The sequence below is a fragment of the Anaeromyxobacter dehalogenans 2CP-1 genome (assembly GCF_000022145.1).
GTDB classification, from domain to species: domain Bacteria; phylum Myxococcota; class Myxococcia; order Myxococcales; family Anaeromyxobacteraceae; genus Anaeromyxobacter; species Anaeromyxobacter dehalogenans.
The window spans coordinates 1,431,199-1,447,866 of record NC_011891.1 but is presented as its reverse complement, the minus strand read 5'-3'; the positions used below and the strand labels follow the sequence as shown (position 1 = coordinate 1,447,866).

Annotated in this window: 17 protein-coding genes and 1 tRNA gene; 9 read left to right on the top strand and 9 right to left on the bottom strand. The window is 73.4% G+C overall.

Annotated elements, in window-relative coordinates:
- Position 1 precedes the first annotated feature (1 nt).
- The 4 genes from A2CP1_RS06480 to A2CP1_RS23600 all read left to right on the top strand — a co-directional run bounded on the left by A2CP1_RS06480 (position 2) and on the right by A2CP1_RS23600 (position 2,340).
- Complete coding sequence (locus tag A2CP1_RS06480; RefSeq protein ID WP_012632614.1) at positions 2-325, top strand: hypothetical protein; 324 nt, start codon at positions 2-4, stop codon at positions 323-325.
- A 502-nt stretch (positions 326-827) separates the two neighbouring features.
- Positions 828-1,064 carry a hypothetical protein gene (locus tag A2CP1_RS06475; RefSeq protein ID WP_012632613.1) on the top strand — a complete coding sequence of 79 codons (237 nt, stop codon included), beginning with the start codon at positions 828-830 and terminating at the stop codon, positions 1,062-1,064.
- Between the two features lie 17 nt (positions 1,065-1,081).
- Positions 1,082-1,414 (top strand): HNH endonuclease, encoded by a 333-nt coding sequence (locus A2CP1_RS06470; RefSeq protein WP_041450456.1) that lies wholly within the window; start codon positions 1,082-1,084, stop codon positions 1,412-1,414.
- A 479-nt stretch (positions 1,415-1,893) separates the two neighbouring features.
- Complete coding sequence (locus tag A2CP1_RS23600; protein ID WP_012632610.1) at positions 1,894-2,340, top strand: DUF4177 domain-containing protein; 447 nt, start codon at positions 1,894-1,896, stop codon at positions 2,338-2,340.
- Here the strand turns inward: A2CP1_RS23600 and A2CP1_RS06460 are convergent.
- Positions 2,337-3,773 carry an SNIPE associated domain-containing protein gene (locus tag A2CP1_RS06460; protein WP_245530001.1) on the bottom strand — a complete coding sequence of 479 codons (1,437 nt, stop codon included), beginning with the start codon at positions 3,771-3,773 and terminating at the stop codon, positions 2,337-2,339. The two genes, A2CP1_RS23600 and A2CP1_RS06460, sit on opposite strands and share 4 nt — an antisense overlap.
- Positions 3,774-3,987: 214 nt before the next feature.
- Here A2CP1_RS06460 and A2CP1_RS06455 point away from each other — a divergent pair, with 214 nt between their 5' ends.
- Positions 3,988-4,257 carry a hypothetical protein gene (locus tag A2CP1_RS06455; RefSeq protein ID WP_012632608.1) on the top strand — a complete coding sequence of 90 codons (270 nt, stop codon included), beginning with the start codon at positions 3,988-3,990 and terminating at the stop codon, positions 4,255-4,257.
- A 109-nt stretch (positions 4,258-4,366) separates the two neighbouring features.
- Here the strand turns inward: A2CP1_RS06455 and A2CP1_RS06450 are convergent, their stop codons facing one another.
- From A2CP1_RS06450 to A2CP1_RS06440, 3 genes are all read right to left on the bottom strand, one after another.
- Complete coding sequence (locus A2CP1_RS06450; protein WP_012632607.1) at positions 4,367-5,305, bottom strand: site-specific integrase; 939 nt, start codon at positions 5,303-5,305, stop codon at positions 4,367-4,369.
- 111 nt (positions 5,306-5,416) lie between these two features.
- A tRNA-Cys gene (locus A2CP1_RS06445) sits at positions 5,417-5,488 on the bottom strand.
- Positions 5,489-5,502: 14 nt separating this feature from the next.
- A complete protein-coding gene (locus A2CP1_RS06440; protein ID WP_012632606.1) occupies positions 5,503-6,219 on the bottom strand; it encodes a hypothetical protein in 717 nt (238 codons plus the stop codon).
- A gap of 242 nt (positions 6,220-6,461) precedes the next feature.
- Between A2CP1_RS06440 and A2CP1_RS06435 the strand changes: the two genes are divergently transcribed.
- Positions 6,462-7,802, top strand: a complete 1,341-nt coding sequence (locus A2CP1_RS06435; protein ID WP_012632605.1) for a hypothetical protein — start codon at positions 6,462-6,464, stop codon at positions 7,800-7,802.
- Positions 7,803-7,878: 76 nt separating this feature from the next.
- On the opposite strand, the gene A2CP1_RS06430 is transcribed toward A2CP1_RS06435, so the two are convergent.
- Positions 7,879-9,198, bottom strand: coding sequence for a bifunctional ornithine acetyltransferase/N-acetylglutamate synthase (locus tag A2CP1_RS06430; RefSeq protein WP_012632604.1), 1,320 nt, complete (start codon positions 9,196-9,198; stop codon positions 7,879-7,881).
- A gap of 110 nt (positions 9,199-9,308) precedes the next feature.
- Here A2CP1_RS06430 and A2CP1_RS06425 point away from each other — a divergent pair, with 110 nt between their 5' ends.
- Positions 9,309-10,532, top strand: coding sequence for a POTRA domain-containing protein (locus A2CP1_RS06425; RefSeq protein WP_012632603.1), 1,224 nt, complete (start codon positions 9,309-9,311; stop codon positions 10,530-10,532).
- A gap of 104 nt (positions 10,533-10,636) precedes the next feature.
- Entirely contained in the window at positions 10,637-11,704 is a 1,068-nt protein-coding gene (locus tag A2CP1_RS06420) for a GTP-binding protein (RefSeq protein ID WP_012632602.1), read from the top strand.
- Positions 11,705-11,727: 23 nt separating this feature from the next.
- Here A2CP1_RS06420 and trhA read toward each other — a convergent pair whose 3' ends face one another.
- Positions 11,728-12,387 (bottom strand): PAQR family membrane homeostasis protein TrhA, encoded by a 660-nt coding sequence (trhA, locus tag A2CP1_RS06415; RefSeq protein ID WP_012632601.1) that lies wholly within the window; start codon positions 12,385-12,387, stop codon positions 11,728-11,730.
- Positions 12,388-12,465: 78 nt separating this feature from the next.
- Complete coding sequence (locus A2CP1_RS06410; protein WP_012632600.1) at positions 12,466-13,521, bottom strand: DUF4388 domain-containing protein; 1,056 nt, start codon at positions 13,519-13,521, stop codon at positions 12,466-12,468.
- A 170-nt stretch (positions 13,522-13,691) separates the two neighbouring features.
- Here A2CP1_RS06410 and A2CP1_RS06405 point away from each other — a divergent pair, with 170 nt between their 5' ends.
- Positions 13,692-15,257 (top strand): hypothetical protein, encoded by a 1,566-nt coding sequence (locus tag A2CP1_RS06405; RefSeq protein ID WP_012632599.1) that lies wholly within the window; start codon positions 13,692-13,694, stop codon positions 15,255-15,257.
- A gap of 80 nt (positions 15,258-15,337) precedes the next feature.
- Here A2CP1_RS06405 and A2CP1_RS23705 read toward each other — a convergent pair whose 3' ends face one another.
- Positions 15,338-16,036 (bottom strand): selenoprotein B, encoded by a 699-nt coding sequence (locus A2CP1_RS23705; RefSeq protein WP_245530000.1) that lies wholly within the window; start codon positions 16,034-16,036, stop codon positions 15,338-15,340.
- A gap of 15 nt (positions 16,037-16,051) precedes the next feature.
- Positions 16,052-16,555 carry a peroxiredoxin gene (locus A2CP1_RS23700; RefSeq protein ID WP_245529999.1) on the bottom strand — a complete coding sequence of 168 codons (504 nt, stop codon included), beginning with the start codon at positions 16,553-16,555 and terminating at the stop codon, positions 16,052-16,054.
- Positions 16,556-16,668 lie beyond the last annotated feature (113 nt).

The window sequence follows — 16,668 nt, the reverse complement described above, 5'->3', positions numbered from 1 at the left end:
CGTGGGCACGCGGAGGAGGCTGATCATCCCGCGCGACGTCCGGTACGCGCTGGACTACTGGGACGCGCTCTACGAGGAGGCGAGGAGGGACCCGATGTTCACCGGCCGGCAGGCGCAGCTGCGGGAGGTGTACGAGGCGAGCCGGGCCGCCGTGCTGCGGGGCTGGTGGCGGCGTGACCCCGACCGTGCCGAGTCCGCGTTCAGGCTGAAGGGGAGGCGGTACGTGCCCAAGGTGCGGCTGGTCGAGCTGATCGCGGGGACCGCGGTGGACACCGACGCCCTGGACACGCCGGACGGGATGCGGGTGACGGTCGAGGGCGGCTGAGAAAGTCTGGGGGAGCCGACGTTCTTCCTCCAGCCGTCGGCTCCCCCTCGGTGGTCCCGCTCCCTGCCCTGCACCATCCAGCATCCTCCGCCCAGGCCCCCTCTTCCGAAGTTCGGAAGAGCGGGTCCCACGGACCACGGCTCAGGCCGTCACCGGGTGAAGAGGGTAGAAGCCCCGGTGCCCCTCGAAGTTGATCTGCCGGCTCACCGCCCGGCGGCGCGACCACTGCGATCTACTCGGACCAGCTCTCGGCGGGGCCAGCATGCGTCGCTTGCCCACGGTCTGCTGTTTCGATCCAGTGTCCACGGGGAGCCTTCGACTCCCGGCGTCGTTTCACCGCGGTGGCCCTATCGACGATCCTGGGTCCCACCCGACTCGGCTTCGGCGGTTACTCCGCTGTCCTAGGTAGTCGCCCGGTCTCAAAAGCGACCCGCAAAAAGAAATCGCCGCTCCTCGGTCGATTTGTTGTGGCCCGCCCTACGTACTCCAGGAGGCCACACCGATGTTCACATTCACCAGCATCTGCAGGACCTGCGGCGAGACGTTCACCTACGAACGCGAGCAGCCCGTCGGCATGCACCGACGTTACTGCGACGACTGCCGACGGGAGCGGACCGTCCGGCGTCGGACCATCAAGGAGCGCCTCGAGGTCCTGATGGCCGAGGTCAGGGAGTCACTGGCCCGGACCAACGCCACGCTCGACCGCATCGAGGCCAGGCAGCACGGGGGCACGCGGTGATGTCCGGACGAAGGAGCGTGGAGCGGACGATCGTGTTCGACGGTGACACGATCGTCGTCCACATCAGGAACAAGCACGGGAACTTCACCGCGAGGCTCGATCGCGACGCCGCCGAGAGACTGCCGCTCGACCGGCTGCACATCACCGGGAACTGCCTCACCACGCCATACCTCGGTGTGAAGGTCGGCGGGCGGACGGTGAAGGTGCACGGCCTCCTCTGTGAGGCGCAGGCGGGCCACGACGTTGACCACATCAACTTCGACAGCCTCGACAACCGGCGGTCCAACCTGCGGTCGCTGCCCAGCGGGATCAACCGCGGGCGCCGGCGGAACAGCAGGAGGGCGGCGTGACGTGGGCGGTCGGATCACGCTCCCGGGGAGGGGCGGCATCGTGAGGACGGTCGACGGTGTGAGGGCGCGCCCGGGCCATCGGGTGCCGCACTCGCTCCACCGCGGGACCAGGCCGCTTCCCCCGCTGACCGAGGACCAGCAGCCACGGTCCCCGCCAGGCGAGCCGCGGTGGTGCCTGGGTTGCGGTATGCGGGTCTTCGGCCGTGCCGTCTGTGACCTCACCTGCCTCAGGCGCTGGCGGACCACCGGAGTCGCCGGTCCGCGAGGAAGGGACCCGGCCCCCGGGGTTAAACAACACGGTGGGTGAGGTGGTATAATTTACCAATGGTGGATGGGCGCACGGACGAAGGGGCTGACACAGACCACATCGAGGGGGCCGTCCTGGCCCTCCTTGACGAATCGCGGTCGAAGGGTTGGGACCTGTTCCCGTTCTGGATGCTCCTCGAGGATCCGGAGCGGAAGTGTGAGGAGGTCAGGGCATGAGGAAGGTCTTCTGGGACGGGGCTTGGCACTACATGGGCGCCGACGGCACGCCGGGGCCGCGCTGCGAGCCGCCGACCGAGGCTGAGCGGCGCGAGACGGAGAAGGAGGAGGAGCGACGGAAGTATCAGGCCCAGGCCGACGCCACCGGCAAGGAGGTCTGGTGGAGGGACGAGAGGTTCGTCCCGGCCGGCGGGGTCGTCCCCGAGGTAAAGGCCGCCCCGAGGCGCGGGACCCACGAGTACAAGGTAATGACGCAGCGTGACCGGTGGTTCATGGGGAAGTTCAGCCCCGAGCGGCTGGAGGAGGCGGTGAACTTCTACGCTGCGGAGGGGTGGCGCGTCGTCGGGATCACGTCGGCCGACGTCGGGACGTGGTTCGGCTCGCTGGGCGGCGGCATGCGCCAGGAGATCATCGTCTTCATGGAGCGGACGATCGAGAGCTAGCCGAGGCGCTCGGCCACCTCGGTGAACAGGGACTCGGGCAGCGGGGCGCCTTCCGCCGGCGCCGTGGTCACCGCTTGACCGTTCTTCTTGGCATCGCGCACGGCCAACGTCTCCCGGTACTCGCGCGCCTCGGCCAGCTTCGTGAACTGCACCTCGACGCCCTGCGACTTCGCGAAGGCCTCGATCTCGCCCAGCGTCACGTTGAAGTACTCCTTCCTCATGTTGACGAGGTTCACCCGCTTCTCGGCGAACTCCCGGTGGAAGGCGTTCTCGAGCCCAGGCGCGTTCTCCGAGTAGATCATCGCGTGGACATCGAAGTCGAAGGGCACCGATGCGTCGCCCAGTTCGTAGATCCGCTCCATCGGATCCAACCGCCGGGTCATGCCGATCTTGAACATCGTCTCCGACCCGAAGGACCCGATGTTCGAGATGACGTACACGTTCCCGCTCTTCGTGAGCTGCGCCATCGAGGTGGCCTTCTGCAGCTTCGCGTGGGCCTCAGCCAGCCGCGCCTCCAGTTCGCCGACCTTCGCGTTCACCTTGTCGAGTTCGGCGCCCTTCGCCTTCTCCACGTCGGCCCGTGCCTTCTCAAGGGCCTTCTGGTAGCGGGCCTCCTCCGCCTCGGCATCTGCCTTGGCTTTCTCAAACTCGCGCTGTGCGCGCTCCTCCTCCCGGATCCTCTCGCGGATCTGGCGCTGCTCCTCCTTCTCGTCGTGCAGCTTGACCTCGAGCTCGTGGGTGAGGCGCAGCTCCGCGAGCGCCAGGTCCCGGTACTCGGGCGAGATGGTGATCTGGCTAGAGGTGCCCGAGGCGTTGATGGCCTCGAAGGCCCGCTTGATCCGTTCCTCCATGCGGGTCACGTTGTTCCACGTGACCTTCGCGACCGCGGCGTCCACCTCGCCGTTGAACGCCCGCAGCATGACCTTGATGTTCTGCTTGGTCATGCGCGCGCCCTCGCGCTTGCTGTTGTTGACCGTCCACTCCACGGGACAGCGCGCGGCGGTCCCTGCGCGGATCATCCCCTTCTTCTGGTCGTAGACGTCGTTCAACTTCCCCTTGAACTGGTCCGACGTGGTGAAGGAGTAGTGCGGCCGATAGAGGCCGAACGACATGTCCTCGATGTTCTCCTCGAGGAGTGCCACCTCGGACCGGAGGTGATCGTAGAGCGCCTTCGCCTCGGCGTACTGGGTGGCCAGGTCCGTCCGCCGCTTCGCCTCGGCGGCTTCGAATGCCTCCCTGTCCTTGGCCAGCCTCGTCAGCTCGCGCTTCGTCCGCTCGACCTCACCGTCGACATCCAGGATGGGGGCGTACCTCGCCCGCATCTCCCTGAGCCTCAGGAGGGCGTACACGGCGAGCCCCGAGACGAGCGAAAGCGCGGCGACGAGGAACAGGTCCAGCACCGACATGAGCACTCCCTCCCGGACGGCCGTCACGCGTCCTGCCCGAGCGTACGCTCAGGGCGGACACGCGGCCGGCATCGCTCACGGTGGGCAACCGGCACTGGACCTTCGCTCTCGGTGATGTACGCGCCAAGTCACATGCCTGCGTGACTCTGACGCCACACGGCGATGGCGCCAGGCGGGGCGATGTGTGACATCGAGGGCCGATGAGCCGCAGTGTCAGGGGACGCTGCTAGGCTGCCAGGCTGTGACAATCCCGGCCCAACAGATCTTCGCGACGGCCAGGGGCGCCTGCGATCTGCTCGGGATCACGAACGTCCGGGAGCTCGGCGAGTTCGCGCTCATGGTGGCGGGAGTCATCGCCATCTGCCGGCAGCTCTCGAAAAAAAACCTGCGTGCGGCGATCGCCGGCGAAAGTTCCGTGCCAACGGGACGGCCGCAACACTCCGCCCGCGCACGCTCCCAAAAAAAAGACGCCGTGATGTCACTTGGCATCATGCTGCTCAAAAAAACCTGAGGGCGTTCACATAAGTGAACGCCTCGTAGGTCTGATCACGCGGGAGTGGTGCTTCGATGGCGAGGTGCCAGCCAGCCCCGCCACTTCCTTCAGCGGCCCTGGAGCGCCGTCACTGGAGCGTCGGGATCTTCTTCGGCACGGCGACCTTGGCGTAGATCGCCTTCACCATGTAGCTGCCCTTGTGGCCGAGGAAGTGGGCCACCTCCTCAGGCGATGCCCCGCTCCTGACCGCGTTCGTGGCCACGGTGTGCCGGTATCCGCCGACCCCGAACCTCGGGATGCACAGCCTGTCGCAGGTGGCGGCCACGGTCCGGTAGAGCAGCGACGGGCTGAAGCCCCCACGCTCCCGTGACCGCTGGGCGGCGCCGAGAACGGCGTCCGAGACCATCGTGCGGTGCGGCTCCCCGCTCTTGTGCCGTGGGCAGACGAGCACGTTGCCGTCGATCGATCCGGACCGGGCGAACCGGAGCAGCTCCGACAGGTGCCAGCCCGTGCCCGACAACACGACGAGCAGGTCCCCCCAGCGCGGCTCAAGCTCGGCCACGACCTTCCGGTGGTGGTCGATGGGGACGAGCCGGTCCCACTCGCACGGTGGGGCCGAGGGTTTCGCCAGGTCGAGCGTCGGGTCGTCCTGCCGCCGCACCCGCCCCTGCTGCCTGAGCCAGGTGAAGTATGCCTTGATCGTGGCGACCTTGTTCCGGGCGCCGCCGAGCCTCTTCACGGCCTTGTTCAGGACGGGGAGCGTGATCCGCTGCGGGCCGATGCGCCGGTTCCACTCGGCGAGGTGCCGGCGCTTCGTGTTGATCGACTGTGGGTCGATGCCCCGCCGGCCGCAGTCGGCGAGGTACTCCTCGACCCAGATGTCGTTGAGGGGAGGCTGCGGTCCGGAGCCGCCGCCCGTGTTCATCCTGAGCAGGGCGATCAGCGCATCCTGCTCGTTCTCTCTGTGGGTGGAGACCATCCGGCCGTTGACCTCCCCGTAGAAGGTCCGCCTGCCGGTCTTCTCCGATACCCAGATCCTGCCACCGCTCCATCTCTCCCAAGCCATTTGTCGGTCTCCTGGTAAGGCGACTACCCCTAAGGAGGGGGTCGCCGTTACCGGTAACCGGCAAATGTCCGGAGGTACACGGTACGGGCGTAAGGCCTTGATACTATTGAGAGGCACCGGGCGGATTCGAACCGCCGAATACGGGTTTTGCAGACCCGGGCCTTACCACTTGGCGACGGTGCCGTAGGGTCAGCCTTTTATAGGAGGCCCGTTGCGCCGTCAACGCGGGCGGCGAACGGCGTCCCGGCGGCGTCGTCCCGGGCCGGAGCCCGGGCGTCCGGGCGGGCGCGGACCTCGGCGCGGGCGACCCGCAGGCCGCGGGCGCGGAGCGCGGCGGTGAGGCCGGGGAGCTCGGCCTGTGCGGCGCGCGCGAGCGCGGCGGCGGGGCGGAGGGTGAGCTCGATGCCTCCGGCGCCGGCGCGCAGGTCCACGCCGAGCGCGGAGCCGAACGCGAGCGTGAGCGCCGACCCGTCGGCCTGCTGCGCCACCTCGATGGCGGCGGGCAGCGCGCGCACGGCGGACCGGAGGGCGGCGACGTCGGCGGGGGCGGGCGCGGACGCGGACGCGCCGGGAAGCGTGGGCGCGGCCGTCGGCGCCTGGGGGGCGGCGTCCGCGAACGCCCCGGCGCCGGCCCGGTGCGCGCGGTCGGTCGCGGCGCTGGCCGCGGGCGACGGTGCGCGGGCCGTTCCTCCGGCGCCCGGCTCGTCTCCGTCCGACTCCCCCGCGCTCGCGCGCGCCGCGTCCGCGCGCCCGCGCTCCGCCCGCACCGCCTGCGCGGCGCCGGCCCGACCGCGCTCGTCGGCCCGCCTCGCGCGCTGCAGCGCCTCGTCGAACCGCTGACCGGCGGCGCGCGCGTCGCGCCGTCCCGCCGCCTCCCGCGCCTCGGCGCGCCCTCGCTCCGCGGCGGCGATCACCGGCCGCTCCGCGCGCCGGCCGCGCCCCGGAGGACGTTCTCGTTCGTGGACATGCCCGGCGCCGGTGCAGCCCCGGTGCCGACCGCGCCGTGCGCAACCGCCCTTCGTCTCCGGGGAAACCGCCGGCGGCGTGCTCCGCCCGGTCCGCCCGGCGACCGCCGCCGTCCGCGGCCCGGACGGGCGCTCGCAGATCCATCCCGAGGAAGGTGCGTTCACCCCTGCGAACCACCCGGAGGAACGCCATGACCCGACGCCGCGCCCTGCCCTTCCGCCTCCTCGCACTCGGGACCGCCCTCGCGCTCCTGCTCCCGCCGGCCGCCGCCTCGGCGCGGCGCGGCGACCCGCGCCCCGAGCCCTATCCGGCCGTGGTCCAGCGCGTCGCAGGGATGGTCTCGGATCCCGACGCCCGGCGCGCCGCGCAGGCGCACGGCCTCGACCTCGTGAACGTCACCTGGGAGGACACCGGCCGCTGGCAGGGCTCGTCGCTCGGCCCGAACATCAGCGACGTGACGCTGGAGGTCGTGTCCGAGGACGGGGACGCCCGCAAGCTCGCGCTCATGCCGGTCCTCCGCTTCCCCAACTTCACCGACCGCACCGCCGACGTGCCGCTCGACCGGATCTGGCTGCGGGTGGGGAATGCGCGGGAGAACGGGCGCGAGCGCGTCATCACGCTCCGCGACCTGCTCGCCGATCCGGCGCGCTGGCTGTCCTCGCCGCGCGACGGCGCCGTCCGCGGCGGCTCGCTGCTCGCGCCGCGCGACACGCACGCGCTCGTGTCGGCGCAGGCGGCGTTCCTGCCGGTGCCGCGCCAGGGCCGCGCGACGTTCCACCCGGTGATCTTCAACTACCAGTCGACCGCGGGCGATCCCGCGGTGCTCACCATCCTGGTGACGCGCCAGGGCACCTCGATCACCGTGGTGGACAACGCGCGCGACACCGTCTCGGGCGGCGCGAGCTGGGGGCAGCGGCTGTTCTTCAACGCGGGCGGCGAGCGCGCCCCGCTCATCGCCGAGCGCCTCTCCGACGTGCGCGGGCGCGGCACCACCCTGAACGGCGAGGCCGCCTCCGACCTGGGCGACGACGCGAACGTGCTCATGCTGGTGCAGGTGCCGCTCCGCCGCCGCGAGCCGCCGCGGCGCGCCGAGGCCTACGGGCAGGCGCCCATGGCCGCCGCACCGGCGCCGCAGGCGAAGTCGATGGCCGCGCCGGAGCGGGACCTCGAGACGGCGGTGCTGGGCCACGGCGCGCTGGACGGCCCGTACACCGAGCTGGCCGGGCTCGCCGTCGAGCGCGACCCGCGCTTCCCGGTGCGCGTGACGGTGCAGTTCTACCAGGCGACCGCGACCGGCCGGATCGGCGACGCCGAGGTGGCGCGCCTCGCCGCGCAGATCCGGCGGGTCTACGAGAAGGGCGACTTCGTCGGCTCGCTGGTGGTGCCCGGCCCCGGCGACGCGCGGCGCCCCACCGCGTGGACGCCCGCGCCCCCGCCGCCCCGCTGCGGCGGCTGGGAGCAGGACTTTCCCGGCCTCGCCGAGCGCTGCCGCCGCGACGGCACGCCGCGCCCGGCCGTCGGCGTCCGCTGACCGGGCCTCGGGCCCGGCCCCGTCGAGCCTCCGCTCGCCCTCGACACGCTCGGGGGCGAGCGGTTCGCGTACGGGCTCAGCTCCGGTAGTCGGCGTTCTCGGTGACGTACTCGTGGGAGAGGTCGCCGCCGAGCACGTCGCAGGCGCCGGCGCCCATGCCCAGGTCGATCTCGATCTCCACCCGCCGCTCGTGCGGCGGGTGGTCGATCGGGGGCCGGAACAAGACGCCGTCGGCGGGCGGCGCGCTCGCGTACAGCTCCGCCGCCTTCATGTGCGCCACCAGCCGCCGCTCCTTCTCCGGGTCGAGCCGCATGGCGCCGCCCTCCAGCACCACCTCGCCGCCCACCCGCATCACCGCGCGCGCCGGGTCGAGCGCGATGCCGGCCGCGCCGGCCACCTTGCCCACCGCGCACAGCAGCCGGCCGACGTTCGGGTCGTTCCCGTTCACCGCGGCCTTGAGCAGCGGCGAGTTCACGACCGCCTTGCCCACCCGGTGCGCCACCGCGTCCGACGGCGCCCCGCGGACCGCCACCCGCACCACGTGGTGCACGCCCTCGCCGTTCCGGACCACGTCCTCGGCGAGGTCGCCGCACACGCGCGCGAGCGCCGCCGCGAACTCGGCGGCCGGCGGCGCCGGGCGCCGGCGCGAGGAGAGCAGCACCACGGTGTCGGACGTGCTGGTGTCGGAGTCCACCGAGATGCGGTTGAAGCTGCCCTCCACCGCCCGGTCGAGCGCGGCGCGGAGCGCGTCGCGGGGCACGTCGAGATCGGTGAGGAGGTAGACCAGCATGGTGGCCAGGTTCGGCTCGACCATCCCGGCACCCTTCGCGAAGCCCACGATGCTCCCGCCGCCCACGTCGGCCCGGCGCAGCTTCGGGTACAGGTCGGTGGTCATGATCGCCTCGGCGGCGGGCAGCGCCGAGCCGCCCTGCAGCGCCGCCGCCGCGGCGGGCAGCGCCTCCACCATCCGGTCCACCGGCAGCCGCCATCCGATGACGCCGGTCGAGGACGGCAGGACCTCCTCCGGCGCGAGCCCGAGCAGCCGCGCCGCCTCGGCGCAGACGCGCTCGGCGGCCTCGACGCCGTCCGGCGCGCACACGTTCGCCACCTTGTTGTTGATCACCACCGCGCCGAGCGCCGCGCCGTCCAGCCGGCGGCGCCCCACCAGCACCGGCGCGCCCGGGAACGCGTTGCGCGTGAACTTCGCCGCGAACGCCGGGGTGGGCCGGTCGAGCGCGATGAGCGTGAGGCGCATGCGGCCGGGCTTCGGGACCTCCACCGGCACGAACTCGAACGCGCAGGTGCCGATGCGGAAGCCCTCCGGCAGCGCGGACCGGGACTCGAGCCAGGCCCGGTGCTCGGCCCGGGTCGCGAACGTGAGGGAGGTGGACGCCATGCGCGCCTCTTTACCACGCCCGGCGGAGCGCGGCTGCGCGCGGGGGCGGCCCGCCGCGGAGCCGCCGCGCGACGCTGGACGGCCGGGAGCCGCCCGACTAGAAACCCGCGATGGCCGCGCCCCCGGTGCTCTGGTTCCTGCTCTGCGCCCAGCTCGCCGCGGGCGGCGGGCCAGCGGTGGTGCGCGAGATCTCGGTCACCGGCAACCGGCGCACCGCCACCGCCTATGTCCGGCAGGCGCTCGAGGTGGACGTGGGCGACCGGTTCGACGGCGACGCCGCCGCGCTCGAGCAGCGCCTGCTCAACCTCCGGCTGTTCAAGGGCGTCCGGGTGACCCCGCGCCCCGACGGCGAGGGCGGCGTGGCGCTGGAGGTGGACGTCCAGGAGCGCTGGACCCTCCTGCCCATCCCCATGTTCACCTCCTCGGGCGGGGAGACCGGCGGCGGCCTGCTGCTGGTGGAGTCGAACCTGTTCGGATGGGGGAAGCAGCTCATGGCCGGCGGGACGCTCTCGACCCGCGGCGCGGCCGGGATGGCCGGCTACTGGGATCGGGAGGTGGCCGGCACCCGCTGGACCGCGGACGCGTTCGCGATGCGCCAGGACGCGCGGCGCGAGCGGACCGACGGCGGCGGCGACGTGGTCTACGCCTACCGCGACGCCCGCACCGACCTGACGGCCGCCATCGGCCGCCGGCTCACCGAGCGGTTGGCCGTGAGCGCCGGCTGGTTCGGCGTGTGGTCGGACGCGAGCGCCGAGGACGGCTGGGCGCCGCCCGCGCGCGTCGGGCCCGCCCGGGGCCCGGTCGCGGCGGTGGCGTACGACGCGAGCGACTTCCACCTCTTCTACGAGCGGGGCGTCACCGCGCGCCTGCGCTACCGGCACGCCGACGCGGCGCTCGCGGGCGGGCGCGACCTGCGCCAGGCCGACGCGCGCGCGACGTGGGGCGGCGCGAACCGGCTCGGCCACGCCTGGTCGATCGCGGTGGCGGCCCAGGGCGTCGAGGGCGACGCCGCGGTGGACGCGCTCCGCCTGGGCGGCGCGCCGGGCGCGCGCGGCTTCCCGACGGGCGGGCTGTGGGCGGAGCGCGCCGGCACCGCGGCCCTGGAGTACGCGGTGCCGATCTGGCGGCCGCGCTGGGGCGTCGCGACCGGCGTGGCGCTGCTCGACGCCGGCCTCGTCCGCTGGCGGAGCGACACGACGCGGTACGTCGCCCCGGGGGTGGGCCTGCGGGTGCACGTCGCCGACGTCGCGCTGCCCGCGCTCGGCCTGGACGTGGCGTGGTCCACCACCGCCCCGGCGCCGATGGCGAGCTTCGTGGTGGGCTTCCGCATGTGAGGGCGCCGCCCGGCGTCTCCTGCGCACCTCCACCTTCACCGAGCGCGCGCCCCCCGGGGCTCGCGCCCTCGCGAAGCCCCGGGCGCCGGATACAATGCGCGGCCGTGTCCACCGTCAACGCGCTCGCGCGCGAGATCTCGGCCAAGATCGTCTATTACGGCCCCGGCCTGTCCGGGAAGACGACCAGCCTGCAGCAGATCCACGCGAGCGTGCGCCCGGAGAGCCGGGGCCAGCTCGTCAGCCTCTCCACCGAGGGTGACCGGACGCTGTTCTTCGACTTCCTGCCGCTCAAGTCCGAGCAGGTGCGCGGGCTCACGCTGCGCCTGCAGCTCTACACGGTGCCCGGCCAGGTCTTCTACGACGCCACCCGCAAGCTGGTGCTGAACGGCGCCGACGGCGTGGTGTTCGTGGCCGACTCGCAGGCGTCGGTGCTCGACTCGAACCTGGAGTCGTTCGCGAACCTCGAGTCGAACCTGGCGGAGATGGGGATCGACCTGCCCGCGTTCCCGCACGTCATCCAGTACAACAAGCGCGACCTGCCCGGCGTGCTGCCGGTGGCCGAGCTGCGCCGCCAGCTGAACCTGCTCGGCGCGCCGGACTTCGAGACGGTGGCGAGCCGCGGCGAGGGGCTGCTCGCGGCGCTGAAGGAGATCACGCGCCGGGTGGTGAAGGACCTCGACGCGCGCCACCCGCACCGCGCCGCCCCGCGCCAGATCCTGTCCGGCGGCGGCTCGGAGCTGGCCTCCCGGATCTCCGCCGCGGCCGAGGCGCCCGCCCCGCCCGCCGCGCCCGCCGGCCGCCCGCCCGCGCCCCGTCCCGACGCGTCCGCCCCCGAGGCGTACCGGGATCGCGGCCAGCTCCTGGGCCTGTCCTTCGCGCGGATGTTCCCGGGGCGCGGCGCCGCGCTCGCCGACGTGGAGCACGACCTCCGCGAGCGCTCCTACGGGCCGGCGGCGCGCCGCGCCGCGGAGGCGATCGCGGAGCTGCTCGCCGGGCTGCGGGTGGACGAGGCCGCGCCCGCGGCGCGCGCCACGCTGCTCGGGCTGGACGGGCGCGAGTTCCTGCGCCTGGGCCGGATCGCGGCGAAGCCGGACGCGGCCGTCACCGAGCCGGAGGCGCTGTTCGCGCTCCACCTGCTCGTCGCCGCGATGGTGAAGCTCGAGCGGATCTGAGCGACCCGCTCGCCGCGGGCGGGTCAGCCGATCCGGCGGAGCGCGCCCAGCACCACCGCGAAGTGCAGCGCGGCCGCCGCGACCACCATCGCGTGGAAGACCTCGTGGTAGCCGAACACGCCCGGGAACGGGTTGGGCCGCTTGGTGGCGTAGACCACCGCGCCGAGGCTGTACACGAGGCCGCCGAGCCCGAGCAGCACCAGCCCGCCGGTGCCGGCGGCCCGGGCCACCGCCGGCAGGAGCGGCAGGATGAGCCAGCCGAGCAGCACGTACAGCGCCGCGCTGAGCCACCGCGGCGCCCGCGGCCAGAGCACCGCGCGGAAGATCCCGAGCACCGCGCCGGTCCACACCAGCGCCAGCACCAGCGTGCCCTTCTCGCCGAGCAGCAGGCACATGGGCGTGTAGGTGCCGGCGATGAGCAGGAAGATGGCGGAGTGGTCGAGGCGCCGCATCAGCAGCCGCGGCCCCGGCGGCCACATGGGCCGGTGGTAGAGCGCGCTCACCGCGAACAGCGTGAAGAGCGAGGCACCGTAGACGTGGGCGGCGACGCTGGCCCGGCCCGGCGGGGCCGTGAGCGCCACCGCCACCCAGGCGGCCAGCGAGATGGAGGCGGCGATCTCGTGCGAGACGCCACGCAGCAGCGGCTTCCCGGGGCGCACCGTCGGGTCGATCACCTGTTCCATGAGCCGTCTCCCTCCGGAACAGGAGTAGGCCGCTCGCGTCATGCGCGTGTCACGGCCGCGCACCGCACCCCACCGACGCTACGCCGGACCGGGGGTGCCGACACGGCGCGGCGAGCGGACGGGAGCCGGGGCCCCGTCGCGCAGGTCCACCAGCCCCAGCCGGACGAGCTTCCGCAGCGCCTTCAGGGTCTCGACCTCGCGCAGCGGGCAGGACAGGGCGACGCTCGCCACGTCCCACGCGCCGTTCACCCGGGACGCGACCTCGCGGTCGATGCTCCCGAGCCGCCGCCCCGCGGGCGAGTCCAGCGAGGCGGGGCCGCCGAGCAGGACCGGCACCGCCACCGGCGACAGCTCCTCGTAGAGCGCCGCCACCTGCTCGCGCTCCGCCTCGCGCAGCAGCGCCCGCACGCGGCGGTCCGACGGATCCGCGGCGAGCAGGCTCCTGAACACGATGGCGGCCTCGTCGAACTGCCGCTCGCCCACGAGCAGCTGCGCCTTGTCGATGAGCGAGGAGACCGGGTCGGCGTGCGGGGCCACGCCCTCCACGTGGGCCAGCCCGAGCTCGCGGAGCGCCTCGACGCGCCGGAGCGCCGCGGGGCGCGAGAGGTGGAGCCCGAGGCGCGCCTCGGCGATCGACACCCGGCGCCGGGCTGCCTCCAGCAGGGCGCGCTGCCCGGGAGTGCGCGGCGCGCCGGCGCCGTCGGCGCACAGCAGCGCCGACTCGGACGGATAGCGGCGGTCGAGGTCGGGCCACTCGTCCAGCCGGCGCAGCCCCTCCAGCGTCATCTGGCCGACGGAGAGGTCGAGCGGCACGCCGTCCTCGAACCCGGCCGCGCCGTCCACCAGCGCGAACCGGCCGCCGGGCGGCGCCAGGAAGAGGTCGACGATGCGGTCGGCGCACGCCTCCGGCCAGAGCGCCTCGGGCGGCTCGGCGTGGTGCCAGCCGGCGAGCGTGCCGAGCCCCGCGTGCTCGCCGGGCGGGCGGGCGGCCGCCCGGATGCGACGATCCTGCACCTCCAGCCAGAAGCGCGCGCCGTCGCCGGAGTCGATCTCGAGCACGCCGGCGCGGCGGCCCTGATCGAGCCACTGGAAGAGGTCCGGAAGCGGGAAGGTGGCGAGATCGCCCTGGAGCACCGGCGGATTCTGGCACGGCCCGCCGGGCGGGGCGAGCCCGCCGCCGCCCGCGCTGGCCCGGGCGGCAGAGGGGGCCTCCCCCGGCGCGCGGCTTGGCCCGCCTCGCGGCGCGGCCCAGCTTTCCCGGCGCGCGTACGAGCGGCCGTCGGGCCGCGGAGCGAGGGCGGGGCATGCGAGGGTTCTGGCTGGCGGTGGGGCTGGTGGCGGGCGCGGCGCTGGCCGCCTTGACGGCGTGCGGTTCGGGGTCGTCGAAGCCGAAGGCGTCGGACCCGGCCCCGGTGTGCGACGGGAGCTGCCCGGTGGCGCCGGGCTGTCCGCAGATCACCTGCCCTCCTCCGCCGCCTCCCCCGCCGCCGCCGGTCGATCCGCCCGCCGCGGCGGGCGGGTTCACCTTCTACGGCGAGGCGCAGGGGCTCACCGCCGACGTGAGCGACGCGTCGGCGGACGAGGGCGGGAACGTGTACGTGGCGGGCGGGTCGGCGCTGTTCGTGAAGCGCCGCGACGACCGCGACTTCGTCCGCGTCGACCCGGCCGCGGCCGGCCTCACCGCGAACTGCCACGACCCCGCGGAGATCGCGGTGGAGGCGCCGCAGAGCCCGGCCGTCCCCTGCCCCATCATCTCGGTGGCGGGCGCGGCCGCGGGCGCGGCGGTGGTGGGCTACCGGGGCGTGGGCTCGGACTACGACTACGACGCCGAGTGGGCGCGGCGCTCCGGCGGCGCCGACGTGGTCGCCTTCGACGGGACCCGGGTGACGCTGCAGCGCCACGTGTTCATCGCCTCGCCCCCGGGCGTCATCTGCGAGCACTGGGACAACACCAACTACCCCCAGGTCCCGTGGAACTCCGTCTGCGGCGAGACCTGGTCCGACTCGACCTGGGTGTCCGGGCGGCGCGGCAAGGGCCGGGTGGTGCACCGGATCGTGGTGAACCACGACGCGACCCGGCCGCTCTCGCAGGGCGACGTCTACCTCGGCGCGTCGCACGCGGTGCTCTCGATCCTGGCGGCCAACCCGGAGCAGCGCGGCTGGCTCGACTACATCAAGGGCGACGCGGCGTTCGCCGACAGCTTCGCGATCTTCGAGCACGAGCACCCCGCCATCACCGGCAGCGACGGCCGCTTCCTCACCGGCGAGTCCACCGGCCTCGCGCTCGATCCGGTGGCGAACGTGCCCTGGTTCTCGAACGAGGTCCGGACCGCGAGCCTGCCGGACTACGCGACCATGAACCGCCCGAGCTGGAACGGCTGGTGGGGCAGCATGGCGCCGGTGACGCCGCACGCGACGTTCTTCGGCGGGGATCCGGCGGACGACACGTACTGGGACAACGTCTCCGGGCTCACGTTCTGCGGCGACGGGACGCTGTGGGTCGCCTCGGCCGGCAAGGGCATCGCGCGCGTGGGCATCGACCGGGCGAAGACCGTCACGGACCCGGCGAACGCGTTCTCGGTGCAGCGCATCGACCTGCCCGCCGGCACCGGCAACCAGGCCAGCGCCATCGCCTGCGATCCGTCGGACGGGTCGATCTGGGTCGGCTTCGGGTGGGGCGGCTTCGGGCGCTACAAGGACGGCGCGTGGCAGGCCTCCGGGACGGTGCCGCAGGGCGCGCCGAAGATGGCCTGGAACCCGGTGCGGAGCATCCAGTTCGACCGGTGGGCGTCGCCGCGCATCGTGTACATCGCGCACGGGCCCAGCCTGAAGTACGGGGCCGGCGGCGTGACGGTGTACGCGGGCCCGTGACGGCCGCGCTCCATGCCGCCGCGACCCGCGCCGGCGCGGGGCGGGCGCGCGTGCGGTGCGCTCGTCCCCACGATGGACGTTCACGCGTAGTCGCGCACGATCACCTGGCCCGGGCGCGGCTCGGCGGTGAGCAGGCCGAGCGCGTCGGTGAGGATCCACGTCTGGAGCGCGGCGTCGGCGGGCCGGCCCAGCGAGTGGCCGGCGACGAAGCCGCGCGGGCACAGCGCCCGCGGCGGCCTCGCCTGCAGCGTCTCCTCCGGCTCGACCGTGATCACCACCGTCGGGATGCCCACCAGCTCGATGCTGCGCTGCACGGTGACCACCGTGCGGTGGCACAGGCGTCAGCCGCCGGTGAGCAGCACCGCGCCCGGCCGCTCGCGGTCGATCTCGCGGACCAGCGCCGGGATGGTCCGCTCGCGCAGCTCGCGGAGCGCCTGGCTGTAGCCGAGCGAGAAGTGGCGGGCGGTGAGCCCGCCCACCCGCCCGTCCCGCGCCAGCTCCCGGACGCGGTCGATCGGGAACACGCAGTTCAGGTCCGCGTCCACGCAGGCGTGGTCGTAGTGCGTGTCGTCGTAGCGGAGGTCCTTCGCCTCCGCGTCGCCTGGGATGGCCCGCCAGGTGGTGTCGCCGCCGGTGTCGAACGGACGGTCGCCGGCGAGCCGCACCGCCGCGGTGGAGACGAGGCAGACGCTGGCCTCCTCCAGCTTGCCGGCGAACGGCGTGAACGGCACGCAGTAGCGGGACAGCTCGAGCGGCTTCGGGACGGCGTCGTCCGCCATGGCGGGCCTCCTCGGCTACTTCAGCTTGTCGAGCGCCTGCATGATCTTGTCGGTGGGCGGCTGCTCGCCGATGTCGTGGATGTCCACGTAGGCGACCTTGCCCTGCCGGTCGATCACGAAGATGGCGCGCTCGGGGTGGCCGTCGTCGCCGCGCAGCACGCCGTAGGTCGCGCTCACGTGCCCGTGCGGCCAGTGGTCGGAGAGCAGCGGGTACGACAGGCCGCCCATCGACTTCGCCCACGCCTCGTTGGTGAACACCTGATCGGTGGAGATGCCCAGGACCTGGGCATTGCGCCGCTCGAACTCGGAGAGATCCTCCTCGTACGACGGCATCTGCACCGTTCAGACGGGGGTGAACGCGGCCGGGTAGAACGCCAGCACCACGTTCTTCTTGCCGCGATAGTCGGAGAGCTTCACCTTGCGTCGAGCCGCGCCCTTGCCGGCCGTGTCGCCCGTCGCCATCAGCTCGAAGTCGGGCGCCTCGTCGCCCACCTCGACCTTCCAGATCGGCTTCGCCATCTGCTGCTCCTTCCCGTGGGGGATCGGAGGCTGATCATGTTCACGGCGGGGCGCTGGGGCCATCACTGTGGGTCGAGAACGACCGGGGGCAGCCCCGAAAAGGACGCTGCTGG